Below are 18409 nucleotides of genomic sequence, written 5' to 3'. Positions count from 1 at the left end.
GCCCGCACCCCCTCCACCGGCCCGTCCGCGCCCCGCCCGGGCTCGGGGGGACGACCGGGACACGGCCAGGACGCGACCGGGGACGAACCACTGGACGGAACACCGGGCCGGCCCGTGGACGAACCGACCGGAGGCCGTGCCGAACCGGGCACGGCTATCCGCCACGAACTGGACATACTCCTGTCACTGCCCGTCCATGGAGATCGCGCACCATGGTGAACGTGCCCGCCGCACCCAACCGTGGGGGATGGCTGCGGTGGCACTGTCGCACCACCGATGGGGGTCGGAGGTGCGAGGCCGGGCGACCCTGGGTGGGGGCGCCCGCCCAAGCGCCGGGAACCGTGGCGCCCTTTCCTGGAGGGCGCCACGGGTCTCGGCCTACTCCGTTTCCCGCCCGTCCGCCCGACGCGGCCGTCAACGGCGTCGGTAGCTCACGGTGTTGGGGGTCGCGTAGCCGGCGCCGTCGTCCACGATGATGATCTTCGGGATGATCCGGGTCTCGTCCTCCGGCTCCCGCTCGGCACCGGCACCGGCCTCCGCGGCCCTCCCGCCCGTGCCACCGTCCCGGTCGGCCGCCGCCTCGGGCGGCGAGGCGGGCGGCGAGGCGGGCGGCGAGGCGGGCTTCGGCGGGACCACCACCGGCGTGACCGGGCCGGTCACCACGGCCTCGGCGGACACCTTGGCGGCACCCCCACCGACCACCGGCGGCCGCAGCACCGCCGTCGCCTTCTCCTTCTCCTCCAGCGGAGCCGGAGCCTGCGTCGGAGCCTGCGTCGGAGCCGGAGCCGCCGCCCGCGCCGGGGCGGTGACCTTCGCCGAGGCCTTCCGCAGGTTCGTCACCGGGATCTCCCCGGTGTCCGCCTCCGAGTCCACCGGTGCCGCGTCGGCGACCGCGTCCGTCGGGGCCGGAACCGGGTCCGCCGGAGCCGCAGCCTCAGCCGGGGCCGCGTCCGCAGGACCCGCCTCCGCAGCCGCAGCCGCAGCCGCGCCGGCCGCGACCGCCGCGGACTCGATCTGGCCGACCGCCGACCCGGTGAGCGAGGCCAGCGTGGCCTTGATGTGGTCCAGGTGCTGCTGCACCGTCTCCAGCCGGGTGTCGAACTCGCGCTGCTCGCGCTCGCTCGCCGCGTTGGTCTTCTCGGCCTCCCGACGGGCCTGCTCGATCAGCTGGTCGGCCTTGGCCTGGGCGTCCGTCTCCAGCTGCTTGATCTGGTTCAGCACGGTCTCCCGGTGCTGCTCGGCCTCCTTGACCCGGCGCTCGGCGGTGGCGGAGACCTCGGCCTCCTCGGCGTCGGCCTTGGCCTGGGCCATGGCGAAGGTCTCGTCGGCCTTGCGGCGCCGGGTGGCCAGCTCGGCCTCGGCCTGCTCGCTGGCCTCGGCGGCGGCGACCCGCACCTTGGCGGCGTAGGCGGTGGCGGCGTCCTGGGCGGCCCGGCTCTCCCGGTCGGCGTCGGCCCGGAGGCTCTCGGCCTCGGCGCGGGTGCGCTCGTCGGTGCGGCGGGCGGCCGCGTCGGCCTCGGCACGGGTGGTGGTGGCGTACTCCTTGGCCTCCCGTTCGAGCCTCTGCCCGGCCTCGTAGACCTCGTCCCGCAGGTCCTCGGCGAAGCGCTCGGCCTTGTCGCGGACGGCGCGCGCCTCGTTGCCGGCCATCACGGCCAAGCCGGCGGCCTGCTCGCTGAGCACCTGGTAGTCGGGTTCCGGGGCGTCCTCGGCGGCCCGGCGGACCTCTTCCAGCCGGGCCTCCATCTGCCGGATCCCGGCTCCCAGGACACTGAGTCGTTCCCAGGCCTCGTCGCGTTGGGCCGTGAGCGCGGCGAGCGTTCGCTCGACCTGCTCGGGCGCGTAGCCGCGCCGGGCCTGGGTGAAGCCGTACTGGGGGACGGCGTCGCTCATGGGCTCTTCCCCTCGTTCGCGGGCTGCGGAGCCCATGATCGGACGGAACGGCCGGATCCGGAACCGGTTCGAAGCCCGGGGCCGGATTCGGTCGTCGTGCGGACCGTAATACGTCGAGGACGGCCGTATAGACCCATCCTCTTGACCTATTTTGCGCAGATCTGGGCGAAACCCCAACGAGGCACAGCCATGACGGCACGCCGGAGGGGCCGTCCCGGACCCCGGAACGACCCCTCCCCACCTGCGAGGATCCGCGACGGTCCGCTACAGCAGACCGTCCCAGAACTGCTCCAGCAGCACGGCCCACCAGGTGTCCGCGTTCTGCAGGGCCGCCGGGTCGATCGCGGCGAGCTGAGCCTGGAAGTCGGTCGTCCAGCGACCGGCCTGGTCCGGTGTCAGCCCGTACCGCAGCCGCCACATCCGGCCCAGCAGGGCCAGCGCGCGGACGAACTCCGGTACACCGGTGTTGACGAACCGGGGCGGCTGGCCGGTTCCATCGACGTCCACCGCGACCACGTTCGCGGTGCCGTACTGGACGCAGAGCTGGCGGCCGTAGTCGTTGCCGAGCACCAGGTAGCCGCCGAAGTCCGGGCCGCTGGACAGGCCGCGCTCGGCGGCCAGCTCGGCGAGCGTCGGGATCGGGCGGCCCTCCTGTGCCTGCGCCCAGAAGAACGGACCGAAGTCGCGCGGCAGCCCGGCCCACATCAGGGTCTGGGACACCGGCTCGGGCACGCCCTGGCGGGAGACGGCGCGCTGCTCGTAGCGGAACAGGTTCTGCCCGAAGGCCGCGCCGACCTCCTGGGCCAGCTGCTGCGGCGGGAGCGGCGGCAGCGCCTGGACCGTGCCGGGCGCGGGCGGCGGCACCCGGAACGGGCGGACCCGCTGGGCGCCGGAGGCCAGCTGGTGCAGCTCGTCCAGGTGGTCGAGCAGCTCGGCCATCCCGGCCTGCCGGGAGGCGTGGTCGCGGCCGTACGGGGCGGTGTGGGTGAGCCGGACGTTCGGCCAGGACGAGGCGATCATGCGGTTGCAGTAGCCGCCCGGCAGGTCGCAGGACTCCAGCTCGGTGTAGAGCTCCAGCACCTGCTCCGGCGGCACGTTGAGCCGCCGCAGGTCCTGAAGGATCTTCCACTCCGGGTGCGGGGTGCCGGGCTCGCTGCGGTGCAGCAGCTTCTGCTCCGAGCCGTCCGGGCCCCGGTAGCTGAGCGCGGCGAAGTAGCCGGGGCCGACCGCGGGCACCCCGGGAGGCACCGGCGCGGCCTGCGGCGCGCCGGTCACCGGCGCCGGGGGGACGACCCCGGCGGCGCCGCCCGCGTTCGGGTAGCCGTAGCCGGCCGCGGGCGCGGCGGCCGGGGTCGGCGCGCCCGGCGGCGGGACGGCGGGACCGCCGGACGGCGGGGTGCCCGGGTCCGCCGGGGCGCCGCCCAGCAGCGCCGGGTCGATCGCGCTCGCCAGCTGGGTCGCCTCGTACGCCACCCCGGCCGAGGGCGTGCCGCCGGCCGGGGTGCCCTGCGGCGCCGGGGGGCCGCCGCGCAGGCCCGCCGGCGGCGGAGGCGGCGGGGTCGAAGCGGCTGCCCGGCCGCCCGGGGCCCCGCCAGGCGTGCCGGAGCCCGAGGTGTGCTTCAGCCCGGCGGGCGGGGGCGGCGGCGGGGTCGAGGCGCCACCGCGGCCCAGCCCGCCGGGGGCGGCGCCCGCACCGGGCGACCCGGCGGGGCCGCCGCGCAGCGCGGCCGGCGGGGGCGGCGGCGGGGCCGAGGCCGGGGCACGGCCGAGCCCGCCCTGCGGCGCGCCGCCGGTGGGCGTGCCGGCGGCCGGGGTGCCGGGGGCGCCGGGCAGGCCGGACAGCCCGCCGGGCGAGGCCAGCATGGTCGGTGCCTGCTCCACCGGCGCACCGGGCGGGGTCGGGGCGCCGGGCGGGGTCGCCGGGGCGCCGGGCAGACCGCCGAGGCCGGGCACTCCGCCGGGCGGGGCGAGCATCGTCGGCGCGTGCTCCACCGGCGCACCGGGCGGTGTCGCCGGGGCACCGGGCAGGCCCATCAGCCCGGGCATGGCGTCCGGCGGCGCGAGCAGCGTGGGCGCCGGCTCGGCCGCCGGGGCGGGTGCGGGTGCCTGGGCCGGGGGCTGGGCCGTCGGCGGCTGCGCGGCGGGCGGCGGGACCGGCGGCATGCCGTAGCCACCGCTCGCCGGCGGCATCAGCATGGTCGCGGCCTCGGCGCCGGCCGGCGCCGGCGTGTCGGGCAGGTCCGAGCCGGTGGTCCGCAGGCCGTCGGGCATCAGGACGGTCGCCGCCTCGGCGCCGACCGGCGGCGCGGGCGGCCCGGCGGGCGGCCCGACAGGGGCGGCGGTCGGCGCGACGGCCTGCGGCTGCGGCTGCGGCTGCGGCTGCGGCGCGACGGGCGGCTCGCCGAAGTCCGGCGGCGGGGCGAGCATGGTCGGCGCGTCCCCGGCGGGCCGGTCGGAGACCGGCGGCTCGGTCAGTACGGCGGCCACCGGCGGCGCCGTCGGAGCGGGCCACTCCTCGGGGGGCAGGGCGGCCGGAACCGGGGCCCCGGCAGGAGCCGGCGCGGGAGCCGGGGAGGGCGCGGGGGCAGGCTGAGCAGTCGGCGCGGGCGCGGGAGCCGAACCGGCCCCCAGCCGCTCCGCCTCCGCCGCGATCGCCGCGGCCCCCGCCTCCTGCAGCCACTGCGGCGGGCTGAGCAGGAAGGACGTCGCCTCCGCCGGTCCGGGCGCGGGCTTCGCCGCTCCGGCCGGGTTGGCCGCGATCGGCCGCCCGTAGACCTCCTCGTACTGCCGGACCACCTCGTTGACGGGCAGCGCGGGCCAGAGCGTGCTGGCGCCGGAGTCCCGGGCGATCACCAGCCGCGCCTCACCCGAGCCCGAGCCGCCGGCACCGCTCGCACCGGTGCCGGTGCCGGAGCTGTCCGGGCCCGCGGTCCCGTCCCCGTCGCCGGGCGGCATCGCCCAGCAGACGAAGCCCAGGTCGAACTCCCGGACCCGCACCTCGCGCTGCTGCGAGTGCGGCACCCCGCCGTTGATCCACTCCTCGGCGAGCTCCTGCGCCTGCGCGTACGTCACCACGCCCGGTTCACCCCTGTCCGCATCCTCGTCGTCCCCCGTTCCACCAGCACCGCCGCAACCACCGCGACCACCTCGCCCACCGCGACCCCGTGCATCAGCCCACCGGGACGGCCCGGGCGAACCCGCCGTCCACCATCAGCTCCGCGACGGTCTCCAGCTCCGGCGGGCTGCCCGCCAACCGCAGCAGGAAGGCGTCGAAGTCCTCGCCGCAGGGCAGCAGCAGCCGGGCGCAGCGGTCCTCCGGGGCCTCCGGGCCACCGGAGTCGCGGGCGTCGTCGTACAGCTGGAACCAGACCGAACCGGTCCGCTCGCCGCGCACCTTGAGCGCGAGGAGGCCGCCCTGCGCGTAGGCGATGCCCAGGTAGTCCTTGGTGAGGTGGTCGCGCAGGCACTTGTTGGCGTACACGACGTCCTCGGTGCCGTACTCCTCGGTGAGCGTCAGGAACGGCTGGTCGAGCAGCAGGCCGAGGTCGGTGTCCAGCGCCACCCCGACCGGGGCGCGGCCGCCGCCCAGCTTGAGGAAGGTGCGGTAGGCGCCGGGCAGCCGGTAGCCGAGGCGTTCCTCGGCGCGCTGCACCAGGTCCTCGTGGACGCCGATCGGGTCGCCGCCGTCCTTGGCCAGCGAGAAGTGGACGGGTCGGCGCTCCTGCAGCGGGCGGGTGCCGCGGCGGGTGTGGTCGGCGGCGGAGGTGGCGAGGCCGCCGTGGTGCCGCATCAGGGCCTTGACCTCGACCGGGACGAGCTCCATCCGGCGCCAGCCGGGGGCGGCGCGGCCGACCGCGTGGTGCCAGGTCCAGCCGGGCGGGGTGGCCACGGCGGTCTCCAGGTCGGCCCAGAGCGGGTGGCCCTGGGTGTAGAGCGCGGCGTTGGCCGAGACGTAGTCGGTCAGCCGCAGTTCGTCCACGCCGAAGCCCTCCGGCGGGTCGGCGACCTCGGCCGCGGCGGCGGCGTACGGGCCGAAGTCCGGGTAGCCGTACTCGTCCACGCTGACCCCGGCGGGGTGCCGCTCGGCACGGACCGGATCCGGGAACTGCACCACCTGACCTGCGTACGCCGCGTTCGGTGCGGCGGCGACGCCGGGCCGACCTGTCGTCATCTGGGAGCCCCCACTGGCTGCAAATTCGGTGCTTGCTGGGCACCAGCCTAGGGGGTCCCCTCAAGGCCCGGCCCCCCGCCTTTGGAGAACCCCCGTCATCGTGGACCGGCTCGGCGCCGCCCGGTCGGCGCCCGCGTCGGCACCCGCGCCACCCGCTCCTGCCGCGCCTCGGTGAGGTGCGGGTGCGGCGGCAGGCCGAGCAGTTCGCGGGCGGCCCGTTCGGCGACCGGGAACGATCCGGCCCGGTGGCCGAGGTGACGGAACGCGGGCTGCGGGTGGACCGGCACGGGGTGGTGCACCCCGGCGCCGTGCAGGCCTCAACGTCCGGCGCGGGCAGCGGAGCCGGCCCCGCCGGCGGCCGCCCGGGCGGCCGGCCGCATCCCCCCGGCCGGCTGCCGGAACGGTACCGGGCGCCGCCCCGGCCCGGGGATGTTTTCGGTAAATCAGCGGACATGTCGTGACGACGGGGTGCGCGTGCGGCCAGCATCGGGTGACCGTCCGTCCGGTCCGCCCCGGTATCCGGCACCGCCGCACCCCGGTTGTACGGATGTCGGTGTCGTTTGACAGGCTTGCCCAGGACCGGCCGGGCCACTCCGGCGGACGCCGGGCAACGAGGAGGAGGACGACGGATGACCACCGGTGAGCCGGCGGACCCGCCCGTGCTGCGCCACCACCGCGACAGCCTGCTGCCCGCCGTCGCCGCCGCGCTGTCGCTGAAGGCCGGCGAGGTGCACACCCTGGCGGGCGGCAAGGACGACCGCCGCCCGGTCCTGCACCACCTGGTCACCGGCTTCCTGGACACCCTGCCGCTGGAGGCCCGCGAGCGGTTCACCGGCCGCTGCCCGGAGGCCGTCCTGCTCTCCCGGTACCTGACCGCGGTCGACGGCCGGCGCTCCAAGCGCGCGGCCCGCAAGCCGATGAGCCTGCCCGAGGCCCGCAAGGCGCTCAAGGGCGCCCGGATGACGACCGTCCGGATCCGCGAGGAAGGCGATCCGGCGCACGGCACCCACGCCCCGCCGTGCCGCTCCTGCGCCCCCATGCTGGAGCACTTCACCGTGCAGAGCGTCGCCGTCGGGCCGCCCGCGCACTGACCGGCCGAGCGCCGCCCCGGTGCGTCCCCTGTCCCTGTCCCCGAACCCCGGAGTCCGCCCTGAACCCGCCCAGCCCGCCCCCGCCCCCGCCGGCCACCCTGTCCACCCCCGGCGGCGCCGCCACCGGCACCATCGGGCGCACCCGCCCGCGCTTTCCCGCCGATGTCGCCGCCGAGCTCAAGGCGGTCGGCTGGCACCCCGGCCGCTGGCAGATCCAGCAGGCCGAGGAGTGGGCCGACGCCCTGGTCGGGTTCGGCGCGCCGACCGGCGCGGGGCACTCGGTGTTCCCGGCGGCGGTGGAGGCCTGGGCCGAGTTCGGCGGCCTCGCCTTCGACCTGTCCGGCCCGGGCCGCCAGCTGGCCCGCACCCCGTTCCTGATCGACCCGCTGTGCGGCCTGCACCAGCCGCGCACCCTGCTCGACCTCGGCCGGGCGCTGGGCACCCAGGTCGCGCCGCTCGGCGAGGAGGCGTACGGGCAGGCGCTGCTGGCCGTCGACGAGGAGGGCCGGGTCTACAGCCTGGACCACACCGGCGAGTGGTTCCTCGGCCACGGCATCGACCAGGCGATCACCGCCCTGGTGCTGGGCACCTCCCCGGAACGGCTGCGCACCGCGGACGAGTGAGCCCCGCACCCGCGAACGGCAGGCAGCTGACGGCGGAGAGCTGACGGCCGGCGGCTACCCCAGCCGCTCGGCCCGCACCGCCAGCCGGGACGGCAGCACCGCCTCGACCCGGAACCCGCCGTCCGCCTCCGGCCCGGACGAGAAGGTGCCGCCCAGCGCGATCACCCGCTCCCGCATCCCGACCAGCCCGTTGCCGCCGCTGGGCAGCTGGGCCGCGGCCCGCTCGCCGCCCGGGCAGGCGTTCACCACGCTCACCCGTACCCCGTTCGGCGCGTACGCCAGCAGAACGGACACCTGCGCGCCGCCCGCGTGCTTGTGCGCGTTGGTCAGCCCCTCCTGGACGACCCGGTAGGCAGTCTGCTCGGCCTCGGCGGTGAACTCCTGCCGGCTGCCGCTGACCGTCAGGGTCACCGCCATCCCGGCCGCCCGGGACTGGTCCACCAGCCGCGGCAGCCCGACCAGCGTGTCCGACTCCGGCGGCCGCTCGTCGTCCATCCGCAGCACGCCGAGGATCTCGCGCAGCTCGTTCAGGGCCTGCCGGCCCACCTCGCCCATCAGTTTGGCGCTCTGCGCGGCCTTCTCCGGGTCCTTGGCGGCGATGCGTTCCAGTGCCCCGGCGTGCACCACCATCAGCGACACCCGGTGCGCCACCACGTCGTGCATCTCCCGGGCGATCCGGGTGCGCTCCTCCAGCCGGGCCCGGCGGGCGCGCTCCTGCGCCTGCTCGGCCAGCAGGTCCAGCTCGGTCTCCAGGCCGTGCGCGCGGTCCTTGAGCGACTCGATCAGCCGCCGCCGGGCGCCCACGTACAGGCCGGTCACCACCGGGGGGACGGTCAGTCCGACCGCCACCAGCACCGCTATCAGGACCTGGCCCCACAGCGGCGGCTGCTCCACCGTCGGGTCGTCGGGGGTCAGCATCGACACCATCATCACGGCGACCGCCTCGGCGAAGGCCAGCCCGGACAGCGCCACCACCCGCCAGCGCCGCGAGGGCCACTCCCAGGTCTCCGCCAGCGTGTACAGCGCCACCACCAGCAGCAGCACGCCGAGCATTCCGGGCATCGCGACCAGGGTGACCAGCACCGGGACGGCCGGCCAGCGCCGGCGCAGCACCAGCGAGCCGCCGGCCAGCGTGCCGAGCAGCGCGATCCCCACCGTGGCCGTGGTGGTCAGGTGCACCCGGGCGGACACGAAGCCGATCGTGCTGACCGCGCACTCCAGCGCGGCGAGCAGGGCCAGGCCGATGTCCAGGAAGGCGCTGCGCGGCCGCTTCCACCACCAGAACGACCGGTCCTGCGCGCGCTCCCCAGGCGACTTGCTCATGCCCGACAGACTATGCGGCAACCCCCACCCCTCCCCACCGGGATTGTCCGGCACACCTCCCGGCTCCGCCAAGTGGTCCAGACCACAGGTCCTTTTCGGCAGCACTGTCCGCCATCCGGCCACCTCGCGGACACCACACGCCCCGACACCTATGCTGGTCGCGTCGGACAGCGCGGTCCGCACGCGTCACAACCGCCACACGCGTGTGGACCTGTGACGATGAGCCGTTGCCGAACCCCACCACCACAGGGAGCCAGCCGTGACCGCTCCGGTCCCCAACCCGGCGGACAGCCCCACCCCCGGCGTCGCAGCCGGCGCGATCGCCGATAACTCAGCCCTGCGGGCGGACATCCGCCGCCTCGGCGACCTGCTCGGCGAGACGCTGGTCCGCCAGGAGGGTCCCCAGCTGCTGGGCCTGGTCGAACAGGTCCGCCTGCTCAGCCGCACCGACGGCGAGGCCACCGCCGAACTCCTCTCCGACATCGACCTGGACACCGCCGCCAAGCTGGTCCGGGCGTTCTCCACCTACTTCCACCTCGCCAACGTCACCGAGCAGGTGCACCGCGGCCGCGAGTTCGCCACCCGCCGCGCCCGGGAGGGCTCGCTGCTCGCGCAGACCGCCGACCAGCTCGCCGAGGCCGACCCCAAGCACCTCGAGGACACCCTGGCCCACCTCGCGGTCCGCCCGGTCTTCACCGCGCACCCCACCGAGGCCGCCCGCCGCAGCGTCCTCAACAAGCTGCGCCGGATCGGCGAACTCCTCGACCGCATCCACCGCGAGGAGGTCGCCTCCGGCCTCGTCGCCGCCGGCCCGGCCCGCACCAGCAGCGCCAAGCGCTCCGCCGACCGCCGCCTCGCCGAGGTCATCGACCTGCTCTGGCAGACCGACGAGCTGCGCATCGCCCGTCCCGAGCCCACCGACGAGGCCCGCAACGCCGTCTACTACCTGGACGAGCTCTACCGCGAGGCCGTTCCCGAGGTCCTCGAGGAGCTGCAGGAGGAGCTCGCCCGGGTCGGCCTCAACCTGCCCGACGGCGTCCGCCCGCTCACCTTCGGCACCTGGATCGGCGGCGACCGCGACGGCAACCCCAACGTCACCCCGCAGGTCACCTGGGACGTCCTCAACCTCCAGCACGAGTACGGCATCAAGGACGCCCTGGCCGCCATCGACGAGCTGCGCAACACGCTCTCCACCTCCGAGCGGCTGGCCGGCGCCTCGGTCGAACTGCTCGCCTCGCTCAACACCGACCTGCACCTGCTCCCCGAACTCAGCCCGCGCTACAAGCGGATGAACGCCGAGGAGCCCTACCGCCTCAAGGCCACCTGCATCCGGCTCAAGCTGGAGAACACCCGCGAGCGCCTGGCCGGGGGCACCCCGCACATCGCGGGCCGCGACTACCTCGGCACCCGCGAACTCGTCGCCGACCTGCGGCTGATCCAGAGCTCGCTGCGCGCCCACCGCGGCGAGCTCATCGCCGACGGCCGCCTCGCCCGCGCCATCCGCACCATCGAGGCCTTCGGCCTCCAACTCGCCACCATGGACGTGCGCGAGCACGCCGAGGCCCACCACCACGCCCTCGGCCAGCTCTTCGACCGCCTCGGCGAGGAGGCCTGGCGCTACGCCGACATGCCCCGCGAGTACCGGCAGAAGCTGCTCGCCAAGGAGCTCCGCTCGCGCCGCCCGCTCGCCCCCACCCCGGCCCCGCTGGACGAGGCCGGCACCAAGACCCTCGGCGTCTTCAACACCATCCGCGAGGGCTTCGAGCGCTTCGGCGACGAGATCGTCGAGAGCTACATCATCTCGATGTGCCAGGGCGCCGACGACGTCTTCGCCGCCACCGTGCTGGCCCGCGAGGCCGGCCTGATCGACCTGCACTCCGGCATCGCCAAGATCGGCATCGTGCCGCTGCTGGAGACCACCGACGAACTCCAGCAGGCCGACCGCATCCTCGACGAGATGCTCTCCGACCCCTCCTACCGGCTGCTCGTCTCGCTGCGCGGCGACATCCAGGAGGTCATGCTCGGCTACTCGGACTCCTCCAAGTTCGGCGGCATCACCACCTCCCAGTGGGAGATCCACCGCGCCCAGCGCCGCCTGCGCGACGTCGCCCACCGCTACGGCATCCGGCTGCGCCTCTTCCACGGCCGCGGCGGCACCGTCGGCCGCGGCGGCGGCCCCTCGCACGAGGCCATCCTGGCCCAGCCCTGGGGCACCCTGGAAGGCGAGATCAAGGTCACCGAGCAGGGCGAGGTCATCTCCGACAAGTACCTGCTCCCCTCCCTCGCCCGGGAGAACCTGGAGCTGACCATCTCCGCCACCCTCTCCGCCTCCGCGCTGCACACCGCACCGCGCCAGGCCCCCGAGGAGCTGGCCCGCTGGGACGCCGCGATGGACCGGGTCTCCGAGGCCGCCCACACCGCCTACCGCGCCCTGGTCGAGCAGGAGGACCTGCCGAAGTACTTCTTCGCCTCCACCCCGGTCGACCAGCTCGCCTCGCTGCACCTGGGCTCCCGCCCGTCCCGCCGCCCCGACTCCGGCGCGGGCCTGGACGGCCTGCGGGCCATCCCGTGGGTCTTCGGCTGGACCCAGTCCCGCCAGATCGTCCCCGGCTGGTACGGCGTCGGCTCCGGCCTCGCGGCCGCCCGCGCGGCCGGCCTGGGCCACGTGCTGGACGAGATGAACAGCGAGTGGCACTTCTTCCGCAACTTCCTGTCCAACGTCGCGATGACGCTGGCCAAGACCGACCTGCGGATCGCCCGCCACTACGTCGAGCAGCTGGTGCCCGGCGAACTGCGCCACGTCTTCGACCAGATCAAGGCCGAGCACGCCCTCACCCTGCGCGAGGTGCTCCGGCTCACCGGCGAGAGCGAACTGCTGGAGCACAACCCGGTGCTGAAGCAGACCTTCGCCGTCCGCGACGCCTACCTCGACCCGATCTCCTACCTCCAGGTCGCGCTGCTGCGCCGCCAGCGCGAGGAGACCGACGCCGGACGCCACGACGACCCGCTGCGCGCCCGCGCGCTGCTGCTGACCGTCAACGGCATCGCCGCCGGCCTGCGCAACACCGGCTGAGCCGGGAACGGCGAGGGGCCGGTGCCTCCCCTGGAGGCACCGGCCCCTGAGGGCTCGTGACTACTCCGCGGGCTCGCCCGCGCGCCTGCGCTTCAACCACAGCGCCGCTCCGCCGGCCGCCACCACCAGGCCGCCGCCGACGGCCAGCAGCCCCGCGTCGGGGCCCATCGACTCGCCGAGGACCGGCTGCGCCGCCGCCGGCTCCGGGGCGATCAGCGGATCCGGCTCCGCCACCGGGTCCGCGTGCGCCACCGCGCCGCTGGACAACAGCACTCCGGCCGCCCCCAGCGCACCGGCCGTACCGACCCGTCGTCCGAACTGCTTCAGCCGGACCACCCGGATCCGCCGCAGTGGGCGGACCGGACCCAATCCCCGCATCGAGAACTCCCCAGGACTCGTTCGCGTACCGGGCCGACGGTATCCGATCCCGCACAGGCTTCTCACATGGATTCAGGTTTGGCCGGTCAAGCGTTGTACGACTGTTGCGTACCCACCGCCCTGTTGACGGAGGTTCAGGAGTTGTACGTCCCCTGTGCCCGCTCCAGCCCCTCGGACAGCAGCGCCTCCACCGCGTCCGCCGAGCGGTCCACGAACCAGTCCAGCTCCTTGCGCTCGGTCGAGGAGAAGTCCTTCAGCACGAAGTCCGCGACCTCCATCCGGCCCGGCGGGCGGCCGATCCCACAGCGCACCCGGTGGTACTCGGGGCCCAGCGACTTGGTGATCGACTTCAGCCCGTTGTGGCCGTTGTCCCCGCCGCCCAGCTTCAGCCGCAGCGCCGCGTAGTCGATGTCCAGCTCGTCGTGGACCGCGATCAGCGCGGCGGCCGGCACCTTGTAGAAGTCGCGCAGCGCCGTCACCGGCCCGCCGGACAGGTTCATGAAGGACATCGGCTTGGCCAGCACCACCCGCTTGCCCGCCAGCCGGCCCTCGGCCACCTGCGCCCGACTCTTGTGCGCCTTGAACTTGGCGCCCATCCGCTGCGCCAGCAGGTCCACCACCATGAACCCGATGTTGTGCCGGTTCCGGGCGTACTGCTCGCCCGGGTTGCCCAGCCCGACCACCAGCCAGGGGCCCTCGTACTCGTCCGCCATCGTGCCCTCACTCCTCACCTTCACGCTCGACGCCATCATCCCCGGAGACGCCGCATCCCGGACACACCGCTGCCCCGGTCGCTCCAGCGGGAGCGACCGGGGCAGCGGTCTCAACTGGCTACTGCGGCGAGGCTCAGGCCTCGGCGCCCTCGGCCTCGACGGCCTCGTCCTCGGCCGGGGCGGCCTGGGCGCCGATGACCTGCAGCACGACGGCGTCGGCCTCGACGGCCAGGGTGACGCCGGCCGGCAGGGTGATGTCCTTGGCGTGGATGGAGGCACCGGCCTCCAGGCCCTCGACCGAGACGGTCACGGACTCGGGCAGGTGGGTGGCCTCGGCCTCGATCGGCAGGGCGTTCAGCACGTGCTCGAGCAGGTTGCCGCCGGGGGCCAGCTCGCCCTCGGTGAGGACCGGGATCTCGACGGTGACCTTCTCGCCGCGCTTGACCAGCAGCAGGTCGACGTGCTCGATGGTGCGCTTGATGGCCTCACGCTGGACGGCCTTCGGCAGCACGTACTCGTCCTTGCCCTCGATCGGCACGACCAGCAGGGCGTTCGGGGTCTTCAGGGCCATCATCAGGTCGTGGCCGGGCAGGTTCAGGTGAACCGGGGCGTGGCCGTGGCCGTAGACGACACCCGGGACGAAGCCGGCGCGGCGGGCGCGACGGGCGGCACCCTTGCCGAACTCGGTACGGGTCTCAGCAGCAATACGGATCTCGGACACGACTGCACTCCTCGTGAAGACTTGGCGCGGGGGTGCAGGCAACGCGAAAAACCGCCGGGACCACACCCTCAGTACGTTCGGGGGTCACTCGGCGGCAACGGCCTGCCGGCGGGATCGGAATCCGGCACCGGCAGCGCGTCGATCACGGATCGGGCGCCCGTCGAGCAGGCGCACGGCATCCCTCGCCGAGCAGTTTCACGAGTCTAACCGCATCTACGGCTTCCCGCGAAATCGGCGGCGGCCCCGGCCCACTGGGGGACCGGGGCCGCCTGCGCGGGCTTCGTCAGTGCACGCCCTCGAAGAGGCTCGTGACCGAACCCTCCTCGAACACCTCGCGGATCGCGGCCGCGATCGACGGGGCGATGGACAGCGTGGTGATCTTGTCCAGCTGGAGCTGCGCCGGGGTGGGCAGCGTGTTGGTGAACACGAACTCGCTGACCCGCGAGTTCTTCAGCCGGTCCGCGGCCGGGCCGGAGAGCACACCGTGGGTGGCCGCCACCAGGACGTCCGCGGCGCCGTTGTCGAACAGCGCGTCGGCCGCGGCGCAGATCGTGCCGGCGGTGTCGATCATGTCGTCGACCAGGACGCAGACCCGGTCCTTGACGTCACCGACGACGTCGGCCGACAGGATGGTGTTGGCCCGGGTGATGTCGCGGCGCTTGTGGATGATCGCCAGCGGGGCGTCCAGGCGGTCGCACCACTGGTCGGCCACCTTCACCCGGCCGGCGTCCGGCGAGACGACGGTCAGCTTGGAGCGGTCCACCTTCCCGCCGATGTAGTCGGCCAGCAGCGGCAGCGCGAAGAGGTGGTCCACCGGGCCCTCGAAGAAGCCCTGGATCTGCGCGGTGTGCAGGTCCACGGCCATCAGGCGGTCGGCACCGGCCTGGCGCAGCAGGTCGGCGACCAGCCGGGCCGAGATGGGCTCGCGGCCGAGGTGCTTCTTGTCCTGGCGGGCGTAGCCGTAGAACGGCAGGATCGCGGTGATGCTCTTGGCGGAGGCCCGCTTCAGAGCATCGATCATGATCAGCTGCTCCATGATCCACTGGTTGATGGGAGCCGTGTGGCTCTGCATCACGAAGCAGTCCGCGCCGCGGGCGGACTCCAGGAAGCGGACGTAGATCTCGCCGTTGGCGAAGTCCAGGGCCTTGGTGGGGACCAGCTCGGTCCCCAGCGCCGCGGCCACCTCACTCGCCAGTTCCGGGTGGGCACGGCCGGAGAAGAGCTTGAGCTTCTTCTCACCCGACGTCGTGATCCCGCTCACTGCACCGTCTCCTCGCGTTGCGGACGCTGATCCCTCGACCCGATGCGGGCAGGCGAGGCCCACGCGCGGTACGGGGTCGGGGAAATGTCGGTACGCCTGGACACGGGCGGAAAGCCCAGTGGCGCACGTATGTCCCCCAGGTTACGCGCCCGCACAGAAACCGTCCGCCTCGGGACCGCCCGTCGGACTTCCGCCCGGACTTCCGCCCGTCGCGTCAGGCCTCCGCGGCCCCGTCCGTCGCGGCCTTCGCCGCCTGCGCCGACGTGGTTCCGGGGCGCTTGCGCTCGACCCAGCCCTCGATGTTGCGCTGGTGGGCGCGGTTCACGCCGAGCGCGCCCGGCGGGACGTCGGTGGTGATCACCGAGCCGGCGCCGGTGTAAGCGCCGTCACCGACGGTGACCGGGGCGATGAACATGTTGTCCGAACCGGTGCGGCAGTGCGCGCCGATGACCGTGCGGTGCTTGTTCACGCCGTCGTAGTTCACGGTGACCGAGGCCGCGCCGACGTTGGTGCCCTCGCCGATCGTGGCGTCGCCGATGTACGACAGGTGCGGCACCTTGGCGCCCTCGCCCAGCTCGGAGTTCTTGATCTCGACGTAGGTGCCGACCTTCGCCTTGCGGGCCAGCTTCGCTCCCGGCCGCAGGTAGGCGTACGGCCCCGCGGTGGCCAGCTCGCCCACCTCGGCGCGGTCGGCCGTGGTGTTGCTCACGCGGGCGCCGGCGCCGACCAGGGTGTCCTTCAGGGTGGAGTTCGGACCGACCTCGCAGCCCTCGGCCAGGTGGGTGGCGCCCTGCAGCTGGGTGTTGGGCAGCACCAGGGCGTCCGGCTCGTAGGTCACCTGCACGTCGAACCAGGTGGTCGCCGGGTCCACCACGGTGACGCCCGCGCGCATCGCCCGCTCCAGCAGGCGGTCGTTCAGCAGCCGGCGGGCCTGCGCCAGCTGGACCCGGTCGTTGATGCCCAGGATGTCCCGGTGGTCCTCGGCGACCACGGCGCCCACCCGGTGGCCGGCCTTGCGCAGGATCTCCAGGGTGTCGGTCAGGTACTCCTCGCCCTGCGAGTTGTCCGTGGTGAGCTCGGCCAGCGCCTCGACCAGCAGCTTGGCGTCGAAGGCGAAGACACCCGAGTTGATCTCGGCGATCGCCCGCTGGGTGTCGCTGGCGTCCCGCTCCTCGACGATCGAGGCGACGGTGCCGTCCTCGTCGCGCAGGATCCGGCCGTAGCCGAAGGGCTCCGGGACGACGGCGGTCAGCACGGTGACGCCGTTCTGCTGGGCCGTGTGCGCGTCCGCCAGTCGGCGCAGGGTCGCCCCGGTCAGCAGCGGCGAGTCGCCGGCGGTGACGATCACGGTGCCGTCCAGCACCACACCGTCGGCGGCCAGCGCCTCCAGCGCCGTCCGCACCGCGTGCCCGGTGCCGTTCTGCTCCTCCTGGACCGCGGTCCGCACCGCCGGGTAGTGCTCCGCCAGGTGCGCCTGGACCTGCTCGCGCTGGTGCCCGACGACCACCACGAGCTGCGCGGGCGTCAGTTCCCGAGCCGCCGCCACCGAGTGGCCCACCAGGGACCGCCCGCACACCTCGTGCAGCACCTTGGGCAGCTTGTTCGACTTCATCCGGGTCCCGCCACCGGCGGCGAGCACGACAACGGCGGCAAGCGAATTGGCACCCATGCGGGGAGGCTCCTCGGTAGGTTCACAGAGAGGGCAGAGCAGACCCGGCCGGGACCCAGGCCGGTCGCCATACGCACAGTCCGCCGAGCAGCACCGACAATACCGGCGCGGTGGAAGACGCCCGAACCGGAGGCGTGCAGAGGCTCCGCCGCTAGGATTCGAACCCAGACAAAGGCCTCCAAAGGGCCCTGTGCTGCCATTACACCACGGCGGACAGTCGTGTCAGACCCTACCCGAGTGGACCCCACCCTGGGTATCGACTTGCACCGATCCGTATAGCTCCGATGCGCGGTTCCCGACCGGACTCCCCCGGCCCCGGGTTCATCCATCCAGTCGGGTGAATTCACTCAAGCGCCGCGCGGCTGCGTGTTCCCCTGGGCGCGAAGCGCAACCTACGATGCCGTAAGTTACGCCAACGTAGGATCCGCTTCTCTCCCGTTCCGGGACGCCGCAAGGGGACGCCCATGACCATCCAGGCAGGCCAGGCGCGCGCAGGGACCGCCGCGTCCCGCACTCCGTTTCCCGATCCCGACACCGACACCGACACCGATCCCGGCACCGCAGCCACGCAGGTGTCCGCCACCCGTGGCGGGGAGAAGCAGGGCCTGGCCGAGCGGGCCGCACTCGGCCTGTTCATCCTCGTGCCGTTCGCCGCGCTGCTGGCCGCCGTACCGGTGGTCTGGGGCTGGGGGCTGGGGTGGACGGACGTCGCGATCACCGTCTCCATGTACTTCCTCACCTGCCACGGCATCACCGTCGGCTACCACCGCTACTTCACCCACAGCGCGTTCAAGGCCAACCGCCCGATGCGCCTCGCCCTGGCGATCGTCGGGAGCCTCGCGGTCGAGGGCCCGCTGGTGCGCTGGGTCGCGGACCACCGCAAGCACCACCGGTTCAGCGACAAGGAGGGCGACCCGCACTCGCCCTGGCGCTACGGGGAGAGCATCCCGGCGCTGATGAAGGGCCTGTGGTGGGCCCACATGGGCTGGATGTTCGACGAGGAGCAGACCTCCCAGCTCAAGTACGCCCCCGACCTGGTCCGCGACCCGGCCATAAGGCGGATCTCCCGACTGTTCTGGCTCTGGACCACGATCTCGCTGGCGCTGCCCGCGCTGATCGGCGGCCTGGTGACGCTCTCCTGGACCGGCGCGCTGTCCGCCTTCTTCTGGGGTTCGCTGGTCCGGGTGGGGCTGCTGCACCACGTCACCTGGTCGATCAACTCGATCTGCCACGCCGTCGGCCGGCGCCCGTTCCGCTCCCGGGACCGCTCCGGCAACGTCTGGTGGCTCGCGGTGCTCTCCTGCGGCGAGTCCTGGCACAACCTGCACCACGCCGACCCGACCGCGGCCCGGCACGGGGTGCTGCGCGGGCAGATCGACTCCTCGGCCCGGCTGATCCGCTGGTTCGAGCTGGCCGGCTGGGTGCGGGACGTCCGCTGGCCGGACGCGCAGCGGATCGCCGCCCGCCGCGCCGCATGAGGCGGCGCTTCCAGC

General features: G+C 74.2%; 14 protein-coding genes and 1 tRNA gene. 4 read left to right on the top strand and 11 right to left on the bottom strand.

Translation table 11 applies throughout. From position 1 onward, the window contains the following. Positions 1-414: 414 nt before the first annotated feature. From ACZ52J_RS07980 to ACZ52J_RS07965, 4 genes are all read right to left on the bottom strand, one after another. Positions 415-1893: a hypothetical protein gene (locus ACZ52J_RS07980; RefSeq protein ID WP_465616721.1), complete on the bottom strand. Its 1479-nt coding sequence runs from the start codon at positions 1891-1893 to the stop codon at positions 415-417. Positions 1894-2157: 264 nt separating this feature from the next. Next, positions 2158-4968: an SUKH-4 family immunity protein gene (locus tag ACZ52J_RS07975; RefSeq protein ID WP_465616720.1), complete on the bottom strand. Its 2811-nt coding sequence runs from the start codon at positions 4966-4968 to the stop codon at positions 2158-2160. Positions 4969-5062: 94 nt separating this feature from the next. Beyond that, on the bottom strand, positions 5063-6064 hold the full coding sequence (locus ACZ52J_RS07970; protein ID WP_360494187.1) for an HNH endonuclease: 1002 nt from the start codon (positions 6062-6064) through the stop codon (positions 5063-5065). Positions 6065-6159: 95 nt separating this feature from the next. Beyond that, on the bottom strand, positions 6160-6363 hold the full coding sequence (locus ACZ52J_RS07965) for a DegT/DnrJ/EryC1/StrS family aminotransferase (RefSeq protein ID WP_465616718.1): 204 nt from the start codon (positions 6361-6363) through the stop codon (positions 6160-6162). 330 nt (positions 6364-6693) lie between these two features. On the opposite strand from ACZ52J_RS07965, the gene ACZ52J_RS07960 reads away from it, so the two are divergent. Together ACZ52J_RS07960 and ACZ52J_RS07955 are read left to right on the top strand one after the other, a co-directional pair. Beyond that, positions 6694-7155, top strand: coding sequence for a YwqJ-related putative deaminase (locus ACZ52J_RS07960; protein WP_360494193.1), 462 nt, complete (start codon positions 6694-6696; stop codon positions 7153-7155). Between the two features lie 98 nt (positions 7156-7253). Then, on the top strand, positions 7254-7778 hold the full coding sequence (locus ACZ52J_RS07955; protein ID WP_396287953.1) for an SUKH-3 domain-containing protein: 525 nt from the start codon (positions 7254-7256) through the stop codon (positions 7776-7778). Between the two features lie 54 nt (positions 7779-7832). On the opposite strand, the gene ACZ52J_RS07950 is transcribed toward ACZ52J_RS07955, so the two are convergent. Beyond that, a complete protein-coding gene (locus ACZ52J_RS07950; protein WP_360494196.1) occupies positions 7833-9101 on the bottom strand; it encodes a sensor histidine kinase in 1269 nt (422 codons plus the stop codon). Between the two features lie 319 nt (positions 9102-9420). Here ACZ52J_RS07950 and ppc point away from each other — a divergent pair, with 319 nt between their 5' ends. Continuing rightward, positions 9421-12174 (top strand): phosphoenolpyruvate carboxylase, encoded by a 2754-nt coding sequence (gene ppc / locus ACZ52J_RS07945; RefSeq protein ID WP_465616893.1) that lies wholly within the window; start codon positions 9421-9423, stop codon positions 12172-12174. A 60-nt stretch (positions 12175-12234) separates the two neighbouring features. Here the strand turns inward: ppc and ACZ52J_RS07940 are convergent, their stop codons facing one another. The 6 genes from ACZ52J_RS07940 to ACZ52J_RS07915 form a co-directional block, all read right to left on the bottom strand. Next, a complete protein-coding gene (locus tag ACZ52J_RS07940) occupies positions 12235-12552 on the bottom strand; it encodes a hypothetical protein (protein ID WP_360494199.1) in 318 nt (105 codons plus the stop codon). A gap of 134 nt (positions 12553-12686) precedes the next feature. Then, a complete protein-coding gene (pth, locus tag ACZ52J_RS07935; RefSeq protein ID WP_363576128.1) occupies positions 12687-13265 on the bottom strand; it encodes an aminoacyl-tRNA hydrolase in 579 nt (192 codons plus the stop codon). Between the two features lie 133 nt (positions 13266-13398). Then, on the bottom strand, positions 13399-13986 hold the full coding sequence (locus ACZ52J_RS07930) for a 50S ribosomal protein L25/general stress protein Ctc (RefSeq protein WP_360494204.1): 588 nt from the start codon (positions 13984-13986) through the stop codon (positions 13399-13401). A 283-nt stretch (positions 13987-14269) separates the two neighbouring features. Continuing rightward, the gene (locus tag ACZ52J_RS07925) at positions 14270-15247 is read right to left on the bottom strand and encodes a ribose-phosphate diphosphokinase (RefSeq protein ID WP_465616714.1); all 978 of its coding nucleotides are present in this window, start codon (positions 15245-15247) and stop codon (positions 14270-14272) included. Positions 15248-15461: 214 nt separating this feature from the next. Further along, positions 15462-16916, bottom strand: coding sequence for a bifunctional UDP-N-acetylglucosamine diphosphorylase/glucosamine-1-phosphate N-acetyltransferase GlmU (gene glmU / locus ACZ52J_RS07920; RefSeq protein WP_465616712.1), 1455 nt, complete (start codon positions 16914-16916; stop codon positions 15462-15464). Positions 16917-17059: 143 nt separating this feature from the next. After that, a tRNA-Gln gene (locus ACZ52J_RS07915) sits at positions 17060-17130 on the bottom strand. Positions 17131-17380: 250 nt separating this feature from the next. Between ACZ52J_RS07915 and ACZ52J_RS07910 the strand changes: the two genes are divergently transcribed. Further along, positions 17381-18394: an acyl-CoA desaturase gene (locus ACZ52J_RS07910; RefSeq protein WP_465616710.1), complete on the top strand. Its 1014-nt coding sequence runs from the start codon at positions 17381-17383 to the stop codon at positions 18392-18394. Positions 18395-18409: the final 15 nt, after the last annotated feature.

This window comes from Kitasatospora sp. NPDC034035 (genome assembly GCF_055575755.1).
The sequence above is the reverse complement of the archived record's forward strand: the minus strand, read 5'-3'. Positions and strand labels throughout refer to the sequence as shown.